General features: G+C 45.9%; 17 protein-coding genes. 9 read left to right on the forward strand and 8 right to left on the reverse strand.

From position 1 onward, the window contains the following. The first annotated feature begins 41 nt into the window (after positions 1-41). The 4 genes from ACLWBD_RS10175 (at position 42) to ACLWBD_RS10190 (ending at position 5,015) form a co-directional block, all read left to right on the forward strand. A complete protein-coding gene (locus tag ACLWBD_RS10175; protein ID WP_063206714.1) occupies positions 42-2,873 on the forward strand; it encodes a hypothetical protein in 2,832 nt (943 codons plus the stop codon). Positions 2,874-2,995: 122 nt separating this feature from the next. Beyond that, positions 2,996-3,637: a hypothetical protein gene (locus tag ACLWBD_RS10180; protein WP_413568107.1), complete on the forward strand. Its 642-nt coding sequence runs from the start codon at positions 2,996-2,998 to the stop codon at positions 3,635-3,637. Positions 3,638-3,738: 101 nt separating this feature from the next. Then, positions 3,739-4,329 (forward strand): hypothetical protein, encoded by a 591-nt coding sequence (locus ACLWBD_RS10185; protein ID WP_063206712.1) that lies wholly within the window; start codon positions 3,739-3,741, stop codon positions 4,327-4,329. Continuing rightward, entirely contained in the window at positions 4,329-5,015 is a 687-nt protein-coding gene (locus tag ACLWBD_RS10190; protein ID WP_063206711.1) for a Fic family protein, read from the forward strand. Before ACLWBD_RS10185 ends, ACLWBD_RS10190 begins: the two co-directional genes overlap by 1 nt. On the opposite strand, the gene ACLWBD_RS10195 is transcribed toward ACLWBD_RS10190, so the two are convergent. The 5 genes from ACLWBD_RS10195 to ACLWBD_RS10215 form a co-directional block, all read right to left on the reverse strand. Then, entirely contained in the window at positions 5,012-5,863 is an 852-nt protein-coding gene (locus ACLWBD_RS10195) for an SDR family oxidoreductase (RefSeq protein ID WP_413568108.1), read from the reverse strand. The two genes, ACLWBD_RS10190 and ACLWBD_RS10195, sit on opposite strands and share 4 nt — an antisense overlap. A gap of 100 nt (positions 5,864-5,963) precedes the next feature. Beyond that, positions 5,964-6,344: an OsmC family protein gene (locus tag ACLWBD_RS10200; protein WP_063206709.1), complete on the reverse strand. Its 381-nt coding sequence runs from the start codon at positions 6,342-6,344 to the stop codon at positions 5,964-5,966. Next, complete coding sequence (locus tag ACLWBD_RS10205) at positions 6,337-6,753, reverse strand: hypothetical protein (protein WP_413568109.1); 417 nt, start codon at positions 6,751-6,753, stop codon at positions 6,337-6,339. The genes ACLWBD_RS10200 and ACLWBD_RS10205 overlap by 8 nt, the downstream gene beginning before the upstream one ends. Positions 6,754-6,765: 12 nt before the next feature. Then, positions 6,766-7,467, reverse strand: coding sequence for a pirin family protein (locus ACLWBD_RS10210; protein ID WP_063206707.1), 702 nt, complete (start codon positions 7,465-7,467; stop codon positions 6,766-6,768). 92 nt (positions 7,468-7,559) lie between these two features. Further along, entirely contained in the window at positions 7,560-10,274 is a 2,715-nt protein-coding gene (locus ACLWBD_RS10215; protein ID WP_413568110.1) for a hypothetical protein, read from the reverse strand. 249 nt (positions 10,275-10,523) lie between these two features. On the opposite strand from ACLWBD_RS10215, the gene ACLWBD_RS10220 reads away from it, so the two are divergent. Beyond that, a complete protein-coding gene (locus tag ACLWBD_RS10220) occupies positions 10,524-10,916 on the forward strand; it encodes a hypothetical protein (RefSeq protein WP_063206705.1) in 393 nt (130 codons plus the stop codon). Here the strand turns inward: ACLWBD_RS10220 and ACLWBD_RS10225 are convergent, their stop codons facing one another. Continuing rightward, positions 10,917-13,484 (reverse strand): hypothetical protein, encoded by a 2,568-nt coding sequence (locus ACLWBD_RS10225; protein WP_413568112.1) that lies wholly within the window; start codon positions 13,482-13,484, stop codon positions 10,917-10,919. Between the two features lie 471 nt (positions 13,485-13,955). Here ACLWBD_RS10225 and ACLWBD_RS10230 point away from each other — a divergent pair, with 471 nt between their 5' ends. The 4 genes from ACLWBD_RS10230 to ACLWBD_RS10245 all read left to right on the forward strand — a co-directional run bounded on the left by ACLWBD_RS10230 (position 13,956) and on the right by ACLWBD_RS10245 (position 17,783). Continuing rightward, a complete protein-coding gene (locus ACLWBD_RS10230) occupies positions 13,956-14,324 on the forward strand; it encodes a CoA-binding protein (protein WP_063206702.1) in 369 nt (122 codons plus the stop codon). Between the two features lie 187 nt (positions 14,325-14,511). Beyond that, the gene (locus ACLWBD_RS10235; protein WP_413568113.1) at positions 14,512-15,243 is read left to right on the forward strand and encodes an outer membrane beta-barrel protein; all 732 of its coding nucleotides are present in this window, start codon (positions 14,512-14,514) and stop codon (positions 15,241-15,243) included. 10 nt (positions 15,244-15,253) lie between these two features. Further along, positions 15,254-16,261 carry a gamma-glutamyl-gamma-aminobutyrate hydrolase family protein gene (locus ACLWBD_RS10240; protein ID WP_063206700.1) on the forward strand — a complete coding sequence of 336 codons (1,008 nt, stop codon included), beginning with the start codon at positions 15,254-15,256 and terminating at the stop codon, positions 16,259-16,261. 121 nt (positions 16,262-16,382) lie between these two features. Further along, positions 16,383-17,783, forward strand: coding sequence for an aldehyde dehydrogenase family protein (locus ACLWBD_RS10245; RefSeq protein ID WP_413568114.1), 1,401 nt, complete (start codon positions 16,383-16,385; stop codon positions 17,781-17,783). Here ACLWBD_RS10245 and ACLWBD_RS10250 read toward each other — a convergent pair. Beyond that, a complete protein-coding gene (locus ACLWBD_RS10250; RefSeq protein ID WP_063206698.1) occupies positions 17,780-20,008 on the reverse strand; it encodes a cation:proton antiporter in 2,229 nt (742 codons plus the stop codon). The two genes, ACLWBD_RS10245 and ACLWBD_RS10250, sit on opposite strands and share 4 nt — an antisense overlap. Before the next feature lie 93 nt (positions 20,009-20,101). After that, positions 20,102-21,730 (reverse strand): S8 family serine peptidase, encoded by a 1,629-nt coding sequence (locus tag ACLWBD_RS10255; RefSeq protein ID WP_063206697.1) that lies wholly within the window; start codon positions 21,728-21,730, stop codon positions 20,102-20,104. Positions 21,731-21,835 lie beyond the last annotated feature (105 nt).

Genomic DNA, 21,835 nt, shown 5'->3' on the forward strand with positions numbered 1-21,835 from the left:
GCCTTACCCTTTATACCCATTTGGCAATTAAAGAGGTTCAAATGAATTTAAAGGTTTTCCTGTCCCTTTTGGTGACTGCGTCTGTCGTTCACGCTCAAGAGCAAACTCCGCCGCTCACTTTAGAAGAAGCTGCGAAGCTGTATAAGCCTACTTACAAAACTAACTTCAGCACGGACATGACGGCGTTCATGCAAAATTCGCCGATCTTTAATGGCTTGGGATTCGTTTATGTCAATCCAAACGGCGTATCGCCAAAAATCACGGAGACCGTTGTATTTCACACGAACACGGTGAAAGTTCCAGTGACGACAACAACGATTGTCGATGTCCCTTACACTTACACAGTCCCTGTTACGACAACAACAACGGTGACTGTTCCTTATACCTACACCGTTCCTGTCACCAGAACTTGGACAACGACATCGGTTGTTCGCACTGAGGTTGTTACTCCCTATAGCGTAGTTACCTCCCAAAGCAGTCATTTCGACATGCAGTTTGGTGGTGGCTACCTTCCATCTTGGACGGTCTCAGACGTTATTGACCAAGTCCTAGCCAATGCAGGTCAGTTAACACCTTCGGAAACCCAAACATTTAATGGTGCAGACGTTTCAAACTATTGGGTTATCAATGGAGCGCCAACAAGCGCTCAAGATGTGCGTGATGCACTGAAAAACTCTGGGACTAAAGCACCTTGGACAAAGGGAGCTGTCGATATTTCCGGATACACCACAACGGGCGTTTCCAACGCGAATACAACAACAACAATTTCAAATCCTGCCGATTATGTTGATGGGTCCGGCGTATTACATCGCGCTCGCACGATCACGGTGTCGACCTATTCCGCAGTTGAAGACAGATCCAAAACGACAGTCTATGGTTGGGTCGATACCAATGGAAACGGCATCGTCGACGACACTGACAACGTGACTGTACTTACTAATGGCTCCTTCCAGGGCAATGCGACTTCAACAACGACGACTGAAACCGGTGAACGCGTCACGTTTACTGATGAAACAGTGACGGAACATCATTCCGAAACTGTTTTAGAAGAACGCACAGGAACACGCGAAGAAACTCGTACGGAAACGCGCGACGAAGAGCGTACAGGCGTTCGTCAAGAAGAGCGTTCAGAAACTCATGAAGAAGAACGCACTGAAACGACACAAGAAGTTGTTCGCAATAAAAAGAACACCTGGAAATTCAGCTTCTCTCCTATTCTTTCGTTAGATATTCAAACGCCAACGAAGATCACGAGCTTGGATTCTCAGTTCGTAGTCCCTACTGTTTCTCAGGGAACAAGCCGTAAATTTATCGAACCTTCTTCTTCAAACAAAGGCTTCTTGGTTGAAAAGAAAATGGCTGTTACCGGAGCTATCGGTGGCGCCGTGGTTGCTCAGTATTCTGCTTGGAAACCAGGAACCGCTTTGACCTTGGGCATGGCTCCTATCGCTGGAACTGAAAAAACATTCCGTACGATTGTTAAAACAGGTTATGAAGCGGAAAATGTTAAAGTTCCTTCCGTCCCTTCTTCATTGAATGACCTTAAAAAACTGAAGATCGGTGACTCTATCAGCTTTGCGCAAATGGGTGGAGTTATGTTCTCTGCCGGTGCAGCGTACGTGGCCTTAAACGTAGGCGTTAACTACATCGCCATTGGTCAGTGGAAAACAGACATCCAAAAAGTAAACGACAATATCTACTATGTGAACCGCACTGCGCTTAAAATGAATAACTTCGGTGCTTCTATTGGTACGACATTGACGGTGGCTTATTCTGCCAACCAATTTAAATCCACAGACTCTCAGTTCTCGTGGGTATTCAACACAGCGGACTCTCAAGGCGCGAAAGCTTTGGAAAACTTCGTATTCAAAGGGATTGCCCTGGACGCTCAAAAGTTGGTGAACACGACGGGCGAAAAAGTCGTCATGGCGGTTACGAAGCAAGACAATATTGCTCGTGGTCATATGCGCACGATCAGCATGGGTGTTCCTTATATCACAGCTAGCTGGGGTAAAGGTCGCATCAACCAGACTCAATTAACTCAATACTTCCCTGACAATACTTTGGGTGACGCGAACTATTCTGTTTATTTGAAAGCGCGCGACAGTCGTATGTTCAACTGGATTGAGAACTCAACAGTGGCGTTCTCTGCAGGCCGCTACAATGTTCGTGACGTGAATACGAACGAACTTCAAGACTCTGGCTATATGGGTCAGTTCATCGTATCTTACACAGATACGCACACGAAAGGCTCTGAGCTTCAACGCGTCGTGAACCAACTTGTCGCTTTAACGGGAATGCATAAAGAGCTTTACGTTGAAGTTCCTAAAATCGGCAACTTGGGTTACGGAGCTCTTTCATTCCAACTGACTTTTGATAAATCAGCGACAGACTTCTTAATGGCCTTGGCGACAGACCGCATGGCTTCAAGAAAACTTGAAAGAGATGCGCAAGTGTTCCTGAATGGTTACGTGCGCGGTAATGGATTTGATCGCAGAAACAACTCTTCTTCGACCGATCCTATCGGCATGTGTGGTACGATCTACAACAACGTTATCGACACTTGTATCCGCCAAGCTCAAGAAGCAACATTGGATGCCACAGGTGAAGCTATCGTGAATCTTCGCGATATGAAGGCCGCTTTGGATCGTGGTGATCGCCGTGCGTTTACGACAGCTTACGCTGACTTCGGTAAATCTTTGACAGCAAGTCCATTTACTTTCCAAGCCGTTCTTTCTGCAGCGGTTGCAGGAACTGCGGGTAAAGGGGTGAGTTCTTCTTACAACGTGTCTGGAACACGCATTAAAAACTACTCTTTAACGCCTTCTTGGGATGCGGCTTTAGTTAACGAAGTAAATCCCCTTGTTAAATAACGCTCGATTCAAATAGTTCGTGTTAAAGGCCAGGAATTCCTGGCCTTTTGTTTTTTACCAAACGTCCGCCCTTCCATCTTTATCTTCACCCCTTCCGTTGATCTGATGACGTAGGGGCTCTGATGGTGAATCGTTTTAAAGATTTTTTTAAATCAAGTCTGATGGCTGCCGCCAGCGTCATTCTGCCTGTTCTACTTTTAATATTTCTTTTTGAGAAAATCCTGATCACCTTAGAACGCTTGGCAACCCCAATAGCTCAGGCTCTGTTCCCTGCTCAATTCTTGCAAACCCCGCACGCAATGAAACTGGCAATCATATTGATCTTTGTGCTTCTATCCATGCTCCTAGGTTTTATCGCCCAGACCGAAAAGGGCCAAAAAGTGGGACGTTGGCTCGAAGAAAAAACTCTGGGTCACTTTAAGATGTATCATGTGATGAAAGAGTTTTCCGAAAGACTGATTCCTTCTAAGACTAATAAACTTTTTGAGCCCGCCCTTCTGACTCGCGCTGACGAAATGAATGCACTGGTATTCGTTGTTGAATACATCGACGAAGAGCGCGTAGTCATATTCGTCCCTGGAGTTCCGACGGCTTTTAGCGGCAATCTCTACGTCGTTCCCCGGCTAGATATAAAACTTCTGGATGTCCCTGTTATGGATGTAGCTAAGGTTTATTCGCGCTGGGGCGTGGGATATGCTAAAATTATCAAATCCACCAATACTACCGAGCGCCTGCAAGGCATTGAACGCAGCCACATGAACTGACTGTCTAATCTGTCAACAGTACTGAATTTTATTCCTCTAGGGAAACCCCTTTTTTTGCGGTATAAAGCGATTCGCAATTCGAATCAAATTTAGGAGCTCACATGAAAAAAGAGTTATTGGCCAGTGTTCTTACACTGACAGCGGGTATGGCAAGCACGGTTTCTTTTCCTCAAACCGCTTTAGCAAAATCGACAATTGTCGAAAAAGAATTCGCGAAAAACTTTGTTCTAAAATCTGCGAACAAAGCCCGCTACACTGATAGCGAAGGTAAAGTGGTGGTGGGGCATCTGTATCTTTCGATCGAACAATCTCCGTTGACTCCGGACTCTCAAAATCAATTGCGCGGTGAAATGACAGGTGTTTTCTATTTTGAAAGTGACGAAGCGACTGAAGAATATGATGGCGTTAAGTACACTACAAAGATCGTATTAGCAGGCGATGACGGTGAAGTCCTTTTGGATCGCACTCACAAAAGCCGCGACGAAAATCGTTATTCTCTTTATGGATGCAACTCGACTTTGACTTATTGTTCTCCTGAAAACTATGAACTGACATTGGCACCAGGAAAACTTGCAACTATGAATCTGCAGTTTTCAGCAAATATTGGAATCGAAGTTGAAGAAGTATGGCAAGGAGGCTCGCAATGGTCGCCGTATGCTTACAATGCTAAGATGATTGAAATCAAAAAATAATGAGTGTTTGGCTGGAGCGTCTTTCACGCGGTTTTACCGAAGCTGAATCTTCGCAGATTCAAGCAGAGATATTTAACGTCAAAGGCCTTCAGCTGGAACTAGATTCTCTTTCAACGGAGCATCTTCAAGAGGGGCTGATTCGCATGGCCCCTTACCGCCTTAAATATTCCGGAAGTCTTCGCCATGGGCGAGTCGAATCCTGGCAACAAGCCAACTCTTATGTAGCCGAAAAAATCCAAGCCAATGAAGCTCCGACATGGCAAGACATCTTAAATCTCAATGCCCTTTTAACCAATCAAGTGAAGTCAGAGATTCGCACAAAGCCTGTCTATCTAGGACCATTTGAGGCTTGCCCGCCTGAAGATCTTGCTTTGACTCTTCAGCACTTTGAAAGAGACATTCTAACGAACAAAGCTCAGCTTGATCCGCTCATCGCAACAGCTCTTTGCCAGTACTGGCTAGTGAGCCTGCATCCTTTTGAGGATGGCAACGGTCGGACGTCAGTTCTTTTAAGTGACTGGCTCTTAGGACTTAATGGCTATTTGCCTATGAGCTTTGATACGAAGTTAGATGGCATGGTCGCAACTCTCTCTAGCGATCGAGTTTCTGCGACGCCGGGAAATGCTGTTTTGAAACTTCTTACGAATGTTCAACGGTCCTATCGACTGGTTTTGAATGACGCCTAGGTGCGCTTCATTCTAAAACCTTGCATCATCATTTTATCGATCAAAGCTGCTGGCAGTAGGCGACTCATCAAAGAAAAAATCTTTACATTCTTTCCTAGAAGATAGTAGCGTTCCGGCGATCTGCTTTCTATGGCGTGAAGCATGGCTTTTGTTACTTCCTCGACCGGAATCGCAGTTTTCACCGTGTCAAGAACGCCCCGCTTTAAAGCTTCTAATTGAGGCCCGTAAACTTTGCGCATTTCTTCGCTCATGCCCTTTTGCTGATCTTCGCTGTGAGAAATTGATTTTGACCAGATTTCCGTGCGCACAGGACCGGGTTCGAAAAGAACGACTTTTACACCTAATGGCAAAAGCTCCCTTCTTAAGGAATCATTGAAAGAACGTAAGGCAAACTTGGACGAACAATATGGCGACAAGAACGGTGTGGAAATTTGACCACTGATCGAGCCCACATTGATAATACGACCTTGGGTTTCCCGCAACAGCGGAAGGAATATTTGTGTCAGTCGAACCGGTGCAAAGACATTCACGTTAAAAAGATCCTGCCACTCTTTGAGTGGCAAAGCTTCAATCGGGCCACCTACCGCAACCCCGGCATTATTCACTAATATCAACTCATCTTGAGTGTTAACTGTACGACGTATCTTTTCGAAAGCATCTTGAATATCTTGTTCATTGGTAACGTCCAACTTTAAAACTTCAAGCTGCTGGGGAAAACGAGATTGCAAAGACTGTAAGACTTCAGGCCGCCTGACACCGGCCCACACTCGATAACCTTTTTCACAAAGGCTCTTTGTTAGATCAAAACCAATCCCCGTAGAAGCTCCTGTTACCAAAACTTGTTTCAAGCAAAACTCCCCGCTAATTCTTTGGTATCATGGAGCCCATTCAGTGTCCATCTTCACTGGACTCTATCACAAGGGTCTTCACTTTAATTTGACAGTCCGTTTAAGAGACCGTCGTGCTGATTGTAATCTTGCTTTCTAAAAGGTTATGAATAGGACACCTTTCCAGAATATCTGAAAGACGATCGCGCTGTTCTTGTGTGAGATCACCGCGATAAGAAATCTGACGACTGATTTGAGTTTCTTCCCCTTCAGAGACAATTTTAACAACCACATCTGTGGACTCTAAGGGGATGCCCTTTCGAGCCGCATACATCTGCGCAGTTAAAACCGTGCAAGCCGCCAAAGCGGCTTCCACGTACTCGTGAGGATTGGGACCTTCATCGTGTCCTCCTAATTTTTCAACAAGCCCGGCAACGAAGTGATGATTTCTGACTTTGAGTTCAGCCACCATGGCGTCTGATTTTCTTTGCGCTTTAACCATTTGCTGCCTCCATTCTTAATTCTGTTTCTGCCTTTTCAGGAACTACTGACAAGAGAGCATTGAGTTTTGAGTAGGCCAAAATAAATTCACCATCGTAACCCAAGTAACTCTGAATGCGGTCCCTAATAAGCGAGCCCTCGTGCTGCAAAACAAACACTATTTGATCTCGCACGTCCTGTATATTCCAAGCTGGGACTTCTTCTTCATCGAGGAAGGCGTCCACATCGGCTATCAAAGTTGAAAAGGGTCTCATCCATGCAAAATTCTCGTCTTGGGTTAACAAAAAGAGGAAATCGAAAGAAGAGAGTTTTCTTTGCAAAAGCTTTTCAGCCTCCAAACGCTCTCTATCTAAGAAAAGACGGTGAAGATTTTTAAGCTCTTTGTTGATTTCTTGCATTTGCCATTTCATGGCGTTCTCCTTTTAAGGAAGGTCGAAAAGAATAAACTCTGCACCTTCGCTCCATTGAACTTTCAAGCGTTCAACTCCGGTAATTCCCGCGCCGTCGCCCGATTTTAAAGTTTCCCCTTCCACTTGCACATCGCCTTTGATCACTTGCACCCACAGATGGCGATGTTCATAAGTTTTCAGAAGCTTTTCTCCGGCGTCTTGGGCTTTGGCCGCGTACATATCCACGTCTTGGTTGATGGTGATAGACCCGTTACGACCATTTTTGGAAGCCACTAAAACAAGATCACTGCAGGATAAATCACTTCCGAAAAAAGTTTTTTGCTCATAACCGGGAGTCAGCCCTTTTTCTTGCGGCTGAATCCAGATTTGCAAAAAGTGCGTCGTCTGATCGTGAAGATGATTGTATTCAGAGTGACGAACTCCTGTGCCCGCGCTCATGCGTTGCACTTCGCCAGGTTTAATGATGGTGCTATTTCCCATGGAATCTTTGTGCTCTAAGGCACCTTCGATCACATAAGAAATGATTTCCATGTCCCGATGCCCGTGAGTATCGAAACCTGTCCCACCTTCGATGCGATCTTCGTTGATCACACGCAGGACGCTAAAGCCCATGTTTTTTTCGTCATAATACTCGGCAAAAGAAAAAGTGTGGTTTGAGTTAAGCCAACCGTGGTGAGCCTGTCCGCGTTCGTTTGATCTTCTAACTTGAATCATATGTTTCTCCCTATGAAGAAGAAATTACCGTCAAGTTAATATAAATGATATTTCTTATTTTTTATAAACTATATACATATTTTCTATATAGGTTAGTCACAGTTACCTTCCCAGCGACCCGCCTGTAAAGATCCGTTGCTCCAGCTCGACCAAATACCCGACGTATTATCTCGCACCCGCACTTGGAAAGTCATTTCTGAACCTCCGCAGCGACCTTCTAACGATAGACTATTGCTAGTCCCGCCACCGGTGACGATACCTGTAGAACCCATCCCGCCGTTGTTATTGCTAACTGTGCCTAGAATCCATTCATAACTATATCCACCACTTCCCACGCCACCGGCGGGCGTGATGGTTGCCGTGGTTCTCTGATCTCCCAATGACCCGAAGCTGACGGTGCTATACGATATACTTAAAGAAACCACGGCATAATCCTGACAGGAAGTGATGGTGTAAGATCCTGCCATACTTCCGTTGGTACAACCCCGCGCCTGCGACAACGATGCACAAGTTGTGGGTGCCACAGCGTAAGTCGCCGAATAAGCAGTACCTAAGAAACCATGTGATACATTACCCCAAGGTGTGCCCGCACAACCGGCGTTACAACTTTGCGCAGTGTAAGAGCCTGAAAGAGCCCCGGCATTACACGAACGATTTTCAGAGGTACAGGCTCCCGTCGGATTTGTTGAAAGATATGCGGTCACACTTTGTCCCGATGAAATGCCACCGCTCCAGGGCAAAGAGCATCCGGCAGTACATGTTAATGACGAATAAGATCCGCTCATCACCCCACTATTACATGTGCGCACTTCAGAAACGCATGTTCCCGCAGGCAGGCCTGCTGCGTAAGAAGTGTTTGAATATCCGTGAGCGACATTTCCCCAAGGAGTTCCCGTACAACCATCGTTACACGCTACTTCATTAAAGCTTCCTGACAGCACTCCATCTGTGCATGTGCGCGTCTCTGCAATAGCAGAACAAGCAGATGTTGGAGCGGACTGTGAAAAACCCTGGACTGTTGCTCCGTGAGCTAGCGTTCCCCATGGTGTGCTTGTACAAGAAAGTGCGGCACGCGTTGTCACTAACCAAGCGTTGGAAGTGACGTTTCCTAAAGTTACCTGGGCCGTCACCGCCGTAGAGAAGGACGAAGATGAAGTGCGACGGATCGTGATCGTATCCCCGGGCAAAAAGCCACCTACAGACGTGCCACCCCAAACGCCGTTGCGCGCAATCGCTGAACAACCCGTGCAATTAGCGATAAGTGGACCATCAAAGCCACCCAGGGTGAGAGTATTTGAAGTGGTCAACGTAGAAAGCTCCACACCAGACTGAGCTGCGAATACTAAAGCATCTGGCGTGTTATCTGTACAGTGATCCCCACTTGGATCATAGCCGATGTCACAAGTTAGAACCGAACTTACTGGACAGCTGTTAGCGCCACTTCCCGAACCAGAATAAACCACCGCCGTTGCGTGAACGGGAACATTGGTACATGCATAGCGTGTGTCGTTATTCGCAGGGGAATAAAATCCTGAACCCACATCAGCACACGCGCTTCCGTCCCAGTATTTATCCGTGGCACACAACGCACGACATGTAAGACCATTTTGCGTGTAATTCGTTTCACACGTGTCGATGCTCACGATCGGACACGAGTTGCTTGTTAAACCTGAACTTGCGCCATAGCTTACACTTGCAGCGTGTGCGGGTTTATTAGTACATGCTGTGACTGTGTTAGCTCCGGCACTATCAACATAAGTACCTGTACCGGCACTCACACAAGAAGCCGAGATACTGTTTGATGGCTGATAAGTTCCTGGTGCACACTGCACGCACGAACCGGAACTTAAGTAATTTCCCGGCCCGCACTTCACGGTCAAAACCTGAATGCCGGATGCTGACCAATTTCCTGCTTCGTCACGTTCTTGTACATACAACGTATGAGTCCCAAAAGCGACATCACTGACCGAGGCATAACTTAATGACGTCGTTACCGTAGCGCCTGAAGAAAGATCTGAATCATTAAGTTTATAGCGATAAACTCCATTCCCGCCGCCACCGCCACTCACCCACGTCCATACGGGGCGAACACCCGCGTCCGCGGCGGCTGGCAATAGCGGCGGATTTGGAGGAACGGTGTCAACGCGAATCGTGATAGCGTCTGGTTCAGAATAAGGATCCTGACTTAATGAATTGAGAGAACGCACTTGAATCAGATGATCGGTTTCGGGATTTCCTGTTAACACCGGAAGAGTTAAAGACCAAGTACCTGAGGTACAAGAAATCAGAGCGTTGCTCCAAGCTCCACCGCCAATTTTAACTTCCATTCCGTTTGTTTTTTCAGACAAACATGTGCCTTGTAAGAACGGAGTCGTATCGTTTGTTACAAAGTCGCGACCGCTATTTGATGTGATGATAGGCGAAGGAACAGAAGGACGCTTGTAATTCACTTCGTAAGTCGTTGGAACGGTCTTTCCATCCGGATAAACTGAAGAGGCTTCAAACAAAATCAGTCGATCATTGTTTGGATGGGGGACCTTGTAATTCACAGTAAATGTTAATGTCGATGGATCGCAGTTGGCATTTAAAGTTTCGCCTTCTACAAGAAGACGGACCTGCAATACGTCTTCAGGACACTGCCCTTCGAGTTCCAACAAAATTTCATCCAAAACAACTTCATTGATTTTATGAGCCGTCACCGTAGGCGGTAAAGAAACAGACTTATGTAATGCAAGCTCTAGCGTACAGCCGGACGCAAAGAAAGAGGTAAGCAAGAGAAGTTCCCGAATACGCACTAGTGACTTCATCTTAATCTCTTCGGCGAACATTGCGGAATTTAAAGGTACACTCTGCTATGGTTTTGTCAGGATTGTGTTAGGAAGTGTCCTAGCTTGAAACGAAAATCCCATCGCGATGCAGTTTCTAGAGATAAATTCTAGAAAACTTTTTCTCGCAACATCACAAACGTCGAGCAGCGTTTTTCTTTACTTGGTCTCGTTAACTCCTAGCTGAAAACACCGAAATGTTACCATCCAAAATATGAGGAGGACGTTTCGATGAACAAAACAAAGCATTACGAATATTACGGGCATGAATTCAAATCTTACTTTAAACCTGTAGGTCATGGCTATGAAGTGGGATTTACATTTGAAGGCAAACCTTTGTTTGTCGGAAACTTTGTACATAAAAAAGAAGCTATGGAATGGTGGCGTTCTTTCAATCAGGAAATTCCCTACTTCTTTAGCAAGTATGAATTCCCAGTCGACGGCCCTCATCAATGGATGACAAAGTTCTTTACGAACTACATGTACACTTGCTACTACGCTTGGCTAGACAAAAAATTCAACAAGTATACAAAAGAGTACACGAAGTCGTTTGAAAGCAATGTGAAGTTCTATAAAAAGATGCAACCCGTTTGGAAAAAACGCGCTGAAAAACGTGCGGCTTAATTAAGGTGCAAGCTCTGCGGAGACGGCTGAACTGTCTCCGCCATAGCCTGCGTCTCCCCACGTGACCACCGTCCCGTCTGTTTTCACGGCAGCAAAAGCTTTGCTAGTCGAATATATTTTTACGACATTGGAACTTAATGCGGCAGCCACACTGCTTGAGTCGCCACCATAAGAAGGATGCCCCCAAGTCACCACCGATCCGTTTGACTTAATCGCAGCAAAGGCGTTTCTGTTCGCAAAAATTTTCACTACATTGGAACCTACGGCCGTCACCGATGTCGGCGCTGCCCCACCGCAGTTGGAAGATCCGCAGGCTGTACCACCCCACGCAATCACGCGACCATCCTGAGTTAATGCCGCAAAGGCATATTGAGTAGCGAAAACAGCCGCAATATCTCCCGCGGTCGTTGCCTCGGTTGGTGCAACACCGCCAGCGTCCGAGCTTCCCCAGGATACAACACTGCCATCATCTTTTTTCGCAGTGAATGCGGAAAAACTTGAAACCACCTCCAGGACTCCAGCTCCAGGAACTGTCAGCTCTGAAGGTGTTATTCCTCCATTAAGGCTTCCGGCTCCTCCACCCCAAGCAACAATAGAACTATCAGACTTTAAAGCCACGAATGCAAAATTATTACTGAAGAGTTTCACAACATTTGTGGAAGCAACAAGCTCCGCAGGCAAGGAACTCCCATTGGAAGAGTTACCCCACGCTACGACAGAGCCATCGGACTTCAAAGCCGCGAAAGCGCCGTCGTTCGACTTCACACTCACAACTCCTGAAGACAATCGCGAGGCCACAGTCGAGCTATTTCCCCCGATGGAACTCGAGCCCCAGGTCACAACAGAACCATCGGCCTTGATAGCGGCAAAGGCGCCGGTGTTACTCACAATGCTTTTAACACTGGTCAATGCGGCACTGACGGAAGAAGAATCCCCTCCAAGGGCACCATTACCCCAAGTGACGACAGAGCCATCCACTTTCACTGCCGCAAAAGCAGAACCCGTTCCATAGACGTCTTTAACTCCGTAGCTCAGTTGACTGACAACAGTTGAACTAGATCCTCCTGCAGCGCTATCCCCCCAGGTCGCAACAGATCCATTGGCTTTAACTGCAGCAAAGGCAATCGAGGTCGAAGCCACCTTCACGACATTTGCTGAAACATCACTTGCAACGGCAGAGCTATTACCACCCCAACTCGACTCACCCCAAGTGATCACCTTGCCACCTTTCACGGCAGCGAAGGAATAAAGATTCGAATAGATTTCAACTACAGGTAAGAGAAATGTTCTACTTATAGAACTTGAATGACCGACAGCATCTGTCAGAGTCGCCGTCAAAGACACAGAATTTGCGGACACCGCACTACTAAAATCAATTAAGGCGCTCCAAGTATCGGCGGCGCACGTCACAATACTTTGAGTCGGCCAGTTAAATGAGATGGTCTTACCATTCTCACTGCAAGTACCAGAAACAGAGGCCCATTGTGTTCGGCTCGGAAACTGAAAGTTCTCTGCCGGTGAAGTAATGATCACAGCTGGCGCAATGTTATCAATCGTCACTGGCGATAACAAAAGTTGAGCTGCATGATTTCCAGCTTCATCTTGTGCCGTGTTTTCGTTCACCGTGACTGACAGCGGCCCATTTCCGGAACAATTTGTAAAAACGATATTTCGACTATCACCCGTCCCATTCACGGCGACACTGCAGCCCACCGATGCCCCCGAAAGAACAATATCTGACGGTGACAGTGAGATAGTCGAAAAGCCGGAGTATCCCAAGCTCCATGAAAATGTCGAGCTCATAGATCCCGCACTCACAGGCATAGCGGCAACAGTGATTTCTGGAGCCGTTAAATCCACTTCAATCGAGTCCGTCAGAGTGCACGACGTCACATTACCCGCGGCGTCTTTGGCTTTTAAATAAAAGGTTTTAACTCCTTCACCACTCAAAACCGCAACATTACCGGAGGCAGGTCCCCAAGCTCCACCCGAGTTACAGGTGGCATCTTCTGTCACATAAACTTCAGCAATGCGTTCCCCGGTTACTATGTAGGGAATGCTTAAAGAGTTAGAATAAGCATCGCCATTTTTTAAAACAAACGAAGTGATTGTCGGTGGCACAATTTGGATGGAGATCGTGAGATTTTGCTCTTCAATAGCAAATGTTCTTTTGCTGCCTCGCCAATTTAAGTTTCCCGCATTGAGCTTGATACGAACATTTGAGGCGACAACACCATTCTCCACCGCGACTGACACCAGAAACGAACACACATTGGTGTCACTATCACAGGATATGTCTCCTTCACGCGTGGCATTTTGAATTTCGAACATCTCTGCTTTCAACGAAGCGGCATCTGCCATCTTCGGCAATGCCAACGACACAGGAATCCCAGTTATTTTGTTTGTCGGATTTGCTGGCGTGGATAAACCCACATCCAAAGTTTGCGACGCGAGCATTTGAACTTGGAGATCTCGCTCTGTACAAGCCTGCAAAAGAAAGCACAGGCATAGCAGGTAAACCCTGCGAAATACTTGCGCATTATTGAAAAGACGATCCACAGTTTGCACATAGACTTATCGGCACAATACACACTTTCGTCTAGAGTTTTGGCACGGTATTTTTCAAGCTCTCCTCATTCTGAGACAGACCTGATTCAGAACGGGATTTCCACAAAGACAGACCCACCTAACTTTGTAGGTTTACAGCCTCCTCCCCGGGAGGGATTCTCAACCTGCTTTCACTTGCTAAGAATTATTCTCAACAACTAGATTCCCCGCAAATTCCCGCCTTATCCTAAAGAAGGCGGAGGTGTTCAGTGCGAGTGGTTCGTTTAGTTTCCGGAAGCGACTGTCAAAGTTCACTACTCTCAGTAGAAGCCGTTAAACTTATTAACGCGATCGATACGGATCGTGCGAGGTCAAAGGATGTCGCAAAGCTCTGCTGCCAAGCGGGACTCTGCCCGGTGATCTTCATCAATAAAAACACAAAAGTCCGCTGAAAGAGATGACGGCCCCAATCAGGCGACATATACTTTCCGTATGAAAGAAAAAGTCGCCATTCTCGGAGCCAGTAAAAATCCAGAACGTTATTCTTACCTCGCAATGAAGATGTTGCGAGAATACGGACACACGGTATTTCCCGTAAATCCTGGCTTGGACGAAATCGAAGGCGTCCCCGTTGTCGCCTCACTCAGTAATCTTCAGGGTATCGATACGGTCACTCTTTATATGAATCCTAAAAATCTTGAACAGCATGTCGACAAGATCATAAAACTAAAACCACGTCGTGTGATTTTCAATCCGGGCACGGAGTCGCGAGAAATTGAAACCGCATTGCAGAATGCAGGCATTGAAACTTTAGAAGCCTGCACGCTCGTGATGCTAAGAACCAATCAGTTTGAAAAATAAGCCCTTGAAGTGCCAGGCGTTGTTTATCTGTTCAACGCCTTTTTTTGTTAGTGCCGCGTTCACATCTTTGCCATCTCATAACGAGACATCGTTCTAAGTCCTCAAATAAACTTAAAAATCTCCTCACACTTTTCTTGCTCCTTCGGCACCGTCTTTGCTTTGTTAGAACTGCAAACAGGAGATTCAAATGAAAACAAAGATCTTTGTTACCGCTGCTTCTATCGTGATGGGTTTTTCATCAATCGCTTCTGCAAAATCCTTTAAAAGCATGCGCAACAATCAAGGGGCCGCTGGATATTCCCGCATGGATGCCATCGAACCACGATCTTCTTTCGTACATTTGGAACCTGTTATTGGTTACACTTCTTCAACATTCGGTGGCGTTGAAGGAAAAAATGGAGCGGAATTAGAGAATATCGGTGGTATGCAAGCGGGTTTAGGTTTGCGCTTAGGCCGATCTCAACTGCAGTTTGAAACAGGTCTCTATTACTCAGAGCGTGGAGCGAAACTTTCTAATCTCTATAGTTCTGACGGCATTACTATTCCTGGTAAAGCGACTATCGAATATAAATTTAAGTATCTCGAAGCTCCCCTCTACGTTCGATATGCTTTTCAAGATCCAGAAGCCACACACTTCTTCATTAAAGGCGGTGGCGTTGTGGGACTGCTACAAGAAGCGAAAATGAACGGCACGGGAGGTCTTACAGGCAGCGTAGACATCAAAGATTCAGCGAACGAAACGGATTTTCGCGCAGGCCTCGGAGTCGGCGGCGTTCTTCGCATCAACAATATGTTTTCAGTCCTGATTCAAGGTGACTACCAATTGGGCTTAAATAAAGTAAATAAAGAAAGTGCTGAAGGAACAGAAATCAAGAATAGCTCCGTAGCTCTTTCCACTGGTCTTGTATTTGATATCTAAAGGGATATTAATGAAGTGCCTTCTCTTATTCTTAGCACTGACTCTTCAAGGACTTTCCGCCTTCGCGGCAGAAAGTCTGAAACTTTTTGAATGGCATGTTAGCGAAGCCATGGCGCCGCTGATTTTGCCAGTCAGACAATCAGAAACTCCCGAACAAGCAGCACAACGTTACTTGAATAATTTAGGCAAAAACCCCGACCTCATGGAGCTATTTGAAGGACGTGTGCCCGCTTTACCTTTGCACGGCTTTAAAGCTCTCTCGCAAGAGGACCGCGAAAGTCGCGCTCTTCTTATTGCCAATCTTCCCAAAGACTACACACGCAATTCTTTGCGTGTGCAAAATTTCAAACGCATTTTCCAACAATCTCGACAGACCTCTTACATTCTTCCCATCAACGCCAACCTTGGCTTGAGCCAGGAAGAGACTCGGGAACTCTTTAAGCAGATCGCCGAAAAGTTCCCCATGATGGTGGCTATGGGCGGCGATGATGTCGACACCCACCTTTATAAAAAAGAGAACTTTCATTCGCGCAACACCATTCCCGCTCGTGACCAATTCGAAGTGGCACTCATCAAGTCTTATGTTGCACAAGAAAAAGGATTTCTTTTAGGAGTATGCCGAGGATCTCAGATCACTTCGGTCGCTCTGGGATATCAACTTATCCAAGATATTCCTTTTCACATCGGCGACAAAGTCGCCCATGGCAATGACTGGCACCCTATTGACGTCGTGGAAACGAAATACAACCTTTTAAAACCATTTGCTGACGGAAATATGAAAATGACCGTCAATTCTCTTCATCACCAGTCGGTGATTTTTAAAGAAGGTGGAATGCTGCAAATCGCGGCAAGAAGCCATGATGGCATCACCGAAGCCACTGAGTTTAAAAATGGGCGCGGAATGTTATTACAGTTTCACCCAGAGTTGATGAATAATGAATTAGGTTCTAAAATTCTGTGGAGCCTTGTGCAGCAGAAAAATCGCGTAATGCCCGCCCGTTGTTCAAAGATTTTCTAAAGTGCGGTTTGAGTCCAAAGCGGCTCGCCGCTCCTGATTCTTAACAGATATTTCAACAAGATTTTGTACTCGTCTTTAAAATAGGCGTTGCTTCCTTTACCTGGTCCTCTAACATAAATACATGCTTGAACAAATATTCCTTCATCAGAAACATTTCAGTCTTCAGCTGCGCAAAGAGCCTATCAAAACGCGCGTGGAATATTTGAATAAACTCGATGCCGTCATTCGTAAAAATATCCCCGACATCATCAAGGCTTTAAGTCACGACTTTCAAAAACCGGAAGCCGAAACTTTAATTACTGAAGTCTATCCGACACTTCATGAAATTCAGTTTGCAAAAAAGAATTTAAAAAAATGGTCCCGCCCTCAAAAAGTTAAAACACCTTTGCTTTTACTAGGCTCGAAGAGTTCGATTTCGTACGAACCTCGCGGGGTCTGTTTAATCATCGCCCCGTGGAACTATCCCTTTCAACTCACTCTAGCACCTTTGATTTCGGCTATTGCGGCGGGAAACTGTGCCATATTAAAACCTTCCGAATTTACAACGCATACATCCCGTCTTTTAAAAAAGATGATGGATGAGACCTTCGCTCCAGAGCATATAAAACTGATTGAAGGCGGCCCCGAAACCACAAGCGAACTTTTAAACCTGCCCTTCGATCACATCTTCTTCACTGGCAGTACACGCGTGGGAAAGATCATCATGGAGGCCGCAAGCAAGCATCTGACGAGCCTGACTTTGGAACTAGGCGGAAAATCCCCTACGATCGTTGACGCCTCCGCCAACATATCGCTGGCCGCAGAAAAAATAGCCTGGGCCAAGTTTCTTAATGCCGGGCAAACCTGTGTCGCACCTGACTACATTCTTGTTCAGCGCGAAATTCTTGCGGAGTTTAAAACGGAACTTTTTAAAAAGATCGAGGAGTTTTACGGCAAAAAAGAAGAGCAGAAAAAATCAAAACATCTCGCTCGTGTCGTATCGACTCATCACACCCGTCGCCTGGCGAATATGATTGAAGAAGCTAAAAACTCCAACGCAGAAATTTCCTATGGCGGAGATGTCGACGTTGTCTCTCACTATATCGCGCCCACAGTTTTAGAAAAAGTAGATCCACACGCCGCAATCATGAAGGAAGAAATCTTTGGGCCACTTCTGCCACTTGTGCCGTTTAAAGATATCGCTGATGCCGTTCACTATATAAACGAGCGCGAAAAGCCTTTATCACTTTATATTTATTCTCGAAGCAAACTCAATATTGAGCATATCTTGAAAGAAACTTCCTCCGGCGGCGTTTGCGTGAATGACTCCGTCATTCACCTTGCGAACCCCCATCTTCCCTTCGGTGGCGTTGGGCACAGTGGCATGGGTAGCTCCCATGGTTTTTTCGGTTTTAAAAACTTCTCACACGAAAAGGCGATTTTACGTCAGTCTTGGATGGGACGTTTGCTGCGCTTGATTTACCCACCCTACTCTGATTTTAAGCTGAAACTTATGAAGCTGATGATTGACCTGAAACTTTAATCAAGTTGCAGGATTTTTGTACGGTCACCGACAATCCAAAGAACATCACCTTTTTGCAAAGTCTCTGAAGAATCCGGATTCAAAATACGCATTCCTTCGCGTTCAACACCCACCACTAAACCATTTGTCGCTTCACGCAACCCGCACTCACGAATGGTCTTATTCAAGTACGGAGAATCCTCGGTCATCACATACTGTTCCAGACTGTATTGCGAAGCTTCTCCGACACTCATCGCTGGGGAAACATCAAAGTTTTCAGAATCGATGAACGACTTAAAGCGAATCAGCTGCGCATCTGTTCCGATAACATGAACCTGATCATGAGGCATCAGGCACTCATTGCGTCCCGGAGCCGTAATTCTTTTGCGTCCACGTTCAATCAAGGCGATCGTAACACCATACTTTTCACGAATCGAAAGTTGATGAAAAGGCGTCCCTACGTAGGGAGCTTCCGGCGGAATGGTGAACTCGGTGATGTGCGCATCCCAAGGCGCCAGCGCTCGGTTGCTCTTTCGCGCGTGTTTCTTTTGGACGTCATCATGAAGATTGGAAAGAAAACGATTTTCAAACCACTCGTAGATATCTCGCAATTTTTGGGAAAGAACATAACCAACAACCACCACCATCCAAAGCGTGATTCCCACCGCCCAGGCAAGAGGTACGAACTGAGCCACCATGGCACCCAATAAACCGACGGCTAGCATAATGCGCGAAACCAGAAATACGTAGTTATGATTTCCTTTACCTTGTTCGACCAACAGAATCTCAAACTGTTTGGTGCGACCAAATGCCAAGGCCCAAAGAAACGGAGCCGTTAACACCAGAGTGGCACTTAAAGAAATAAATTTAGCTGGCCCTTCTTCAACCTGTCTTTCCAACAGAAACGGCAGAAACACGCGCGCCATCAGAAGAAAGATCGCTACGACAACGACAGAATTCAAAACAACCTTCAAAATGTAAGAGCGCACTTGCTCTTTCCATTCTTTATTTCCTGACATGGAAAAAGAAATCACGCTATAGCTATCAAGAGCCGCGATCAACTTGGCGGGAAGAACTTTCTCTAAAAAAGCATACACTTTGCCCGAAGATCTTAACATGTAAGGTGTCGTAAATGCCGTTACAACCGAAACTGACACCGCAATCGGATAAATCTTTTCGCTTACGACTTTTAAGCTTAAGCCTAAGGTGGCGATGATGAATGAGAACTCACCGATTTGCGCAAGACTCATTCCTGATTGCACCGAAGACTTGAGCGTTTGTCCGGCAAGCACAGATCCCAATGTAACACTGAACGTCTTACCGACAAGAACGACACTTGATAAAATCAAAACTTCTTTCCAGTTGTCGCGAATGACAATCGGATCAATCAACATTCCGACGGAAATAAAGAACACGGCTGAAAACAGATTTTTGATGGGACCAACAAGATGATGAATACGCTCACCTTCAATGGTCTCTGCCAAAATGGAACCCATGATAAAGGCGCCCAGAGCTGAAGAAAAGCCCACGGAACTTGCAAAAACCACCATCACTAAGCAAAGACCCACAGCGACCACCAGAACGGTTTCTTCGTTCAAAAGCTTTTGGGCTTTTTTCATAAACGAAGGCAGCATGAAGATCCCGGCCACAAACCAGATAGAAAGGAAGAAAGAAAGCTTTACAATAGCACCCAACATTTCAGTGCCCGCAAAATCGCGAGTTAAAGCCACGGTTGTTAGAAGGACCATCAAAAGCACGGCCACAAGGTCTTCGATAACTAAAATCCCGAAGACCTGACTGACGAAGCGAAGATTTTTAAATCCCAACTCTTCGATGGTACGAATGATAATTGACGTGGACGAGATTGCTAAGATTCCACCCAAGAAAAGACTGTCCATCGGCGACCAATCTAATAGACGACCCGTCACGTAACCAAAAACAATCATCAACGAGATTTCTAAAATAGCCGTGAAACTCGAAGAACCACCTACCCGGAAAAGCTTCTTAAAACTGAACTCAAGGCCCAGGGCGAACAAAAGAAAAATAACGCCAATCTCGGCCCACAGGTGAATGCTGTCATTACTGACAATGGTTGGGAAGATTGTGGTCTTAGGACCGACCAGAAAGCCCGCAACAAGATATCCAAGAACAATGGGCTGATTGAGTTTTTTAAAGATCAAAGTCACTAGCCCCGCGGTACCAAGAATCAGGGCTAAATCGGAAATCATTGCTGGTAAGTGCTGCATATCAAAGATTATGACAACTCTTACAGCGGGCCACAAATAAAAAACGGCCTCCTTTTGAAGGAAGCCGTCTTTAATTTAGATTTTAAAATCTAATTACTTCGCGTTGATAGCTGCAGCAACTGCCGCTTCAGCGTTCACAAGACCTGCACCGTATTCATTGTTCGTGTTAGGACCCAATGCTGTTGCAGTTTGTTTTAGAAGTGCTTTCACTTGAGCACCCGTCAAAGCTTTGTTTGCAGACTTCATAAGAGCAACAACACCTGATACGTGAGGAGTCGCCATTGAAGTACCATCAAACGGAGCGTAGTCTGTAGCAATCGTTTGAAGAGTTGCTTTTACAGTTTGACCTGCAGTGATTGATTTCAAGATTTCTTGACCTACGTTTTGTTCGATCATGAACACCGCGATAGGAAGAACTGATCCATCATCAGTCAAAGCACCGTTGATCAAACCAGGAGCGTTATTGTAGATAACCGCGCCAGCCGCACCCGCTTTGATAGCATTTTTGATTTTGTCAGCGAAAGTGATTTCACCACGGCTGATCAAAGCATATTTACCTTTTACGTCGATGTTCGCGAAATCAGTGTCTTTACCAAGACCTGCTGGAACAAGAACGTTGATTTCAGGAGTCAATACTTCTTTCGCACCTTGGAAAGTCGTTGAAGCAACTTTTGCAGATTTAGTGCCGATAGAGATTGTTACAGAAGACTCGCGGCCAGTTCCTTGTGGTACAGAAGAAACAACTGCAACACCTGGAGCTACGATCGCCAATTCAGGACCGTATTGAGAGAAGTCTGCTTTAAGGTTGTTGATATCAGTAGCACCTACTGCGATCACTGTAGAAAGAGCTGCTGGGTAAGAAACGCGGTTTGAACCGTTGTTACCAGAAGCTGCAACCACTGTGATGCCCGCTTTGTCTGCTTTAGCAACAGCATCGCGTTCAGCAGGAGTCGACCACATACCACCCAAAGACATAGAGATAACGTCTACTTTTTCTTGGATACCCCAGTTGATACCTTGAGCGATAGAAACGTTCGAGCAACCGTTTTCAGAACAAACGCGACCCGCAAGGATTTTCGCCTTAGGAGCAACACCTGTGAAACCAGTTTTATCGATCGCACCAGCGATAGTACCCGCTACGTGAGTACCGTGACCAACGTGGTCTGTGTAATCAGAACCGTTGCTATCACCAGTGAAGTCTTGACCTTTTTCGAAGTTAGACTTCAAAGAAGGGTGAGCTTGATCAATACCAGTATCTAGAACAAGAACGCGAGCGCCTTGGCCTTGATTAGATAGAGCCCATGCTTGAGGAGCTTTAACTGCATGGATACCCCATGGAGTTTTTTGACCTACTTTTTGTTGAGATTTTTGAGCTTTCGCCAAGAAACCTTTCACTGGGCGTGGCGCCTCGTGGAAAATCTCTTTTTCAACATAAGCAACTGCAGGATTTGCTTTCAATTTAGCAATCTCTGACTCGCTGTTTGTGTCGATGATTAGTGTATTTAGATTCTCAAGGCTGTCTTCAACTTTACCATCAACTTGTCCCAATCCATTTGGTTGTTGATCCCAGTTGAAACCTTTAAGTGCATAAGACCCCTTCATCTTATACGCCATGTGTGCCGATTTGAAGGCTTGTTTATCCTTCATAATAACAATCACACGCTCAGCTTGAGCCGCAGTCGCAAACAACACCGTAACGATGAGTGCAAATACGTTTTTCATTAAAGTCCCCCCATATCCATGGACTCCAACTATTGAAGTCCTCTATGGGTAGGCACTTCATTTCAGGTTGAAAGATTTATCAAGTACTCTTTTGGAACCACTTCA

Source organism: Bdellovibrio sp. HCB117, assembly GCF_047305915.1.
Taxonomy (GTDB): domain Bacteria; phylum Bdellovibrionota; class Bdellovibrionia; order Bdellovibrionales; family Bdellovibrionaceae; genus Bdellovibrio; species Bdellovibrio bacteriovorus_B.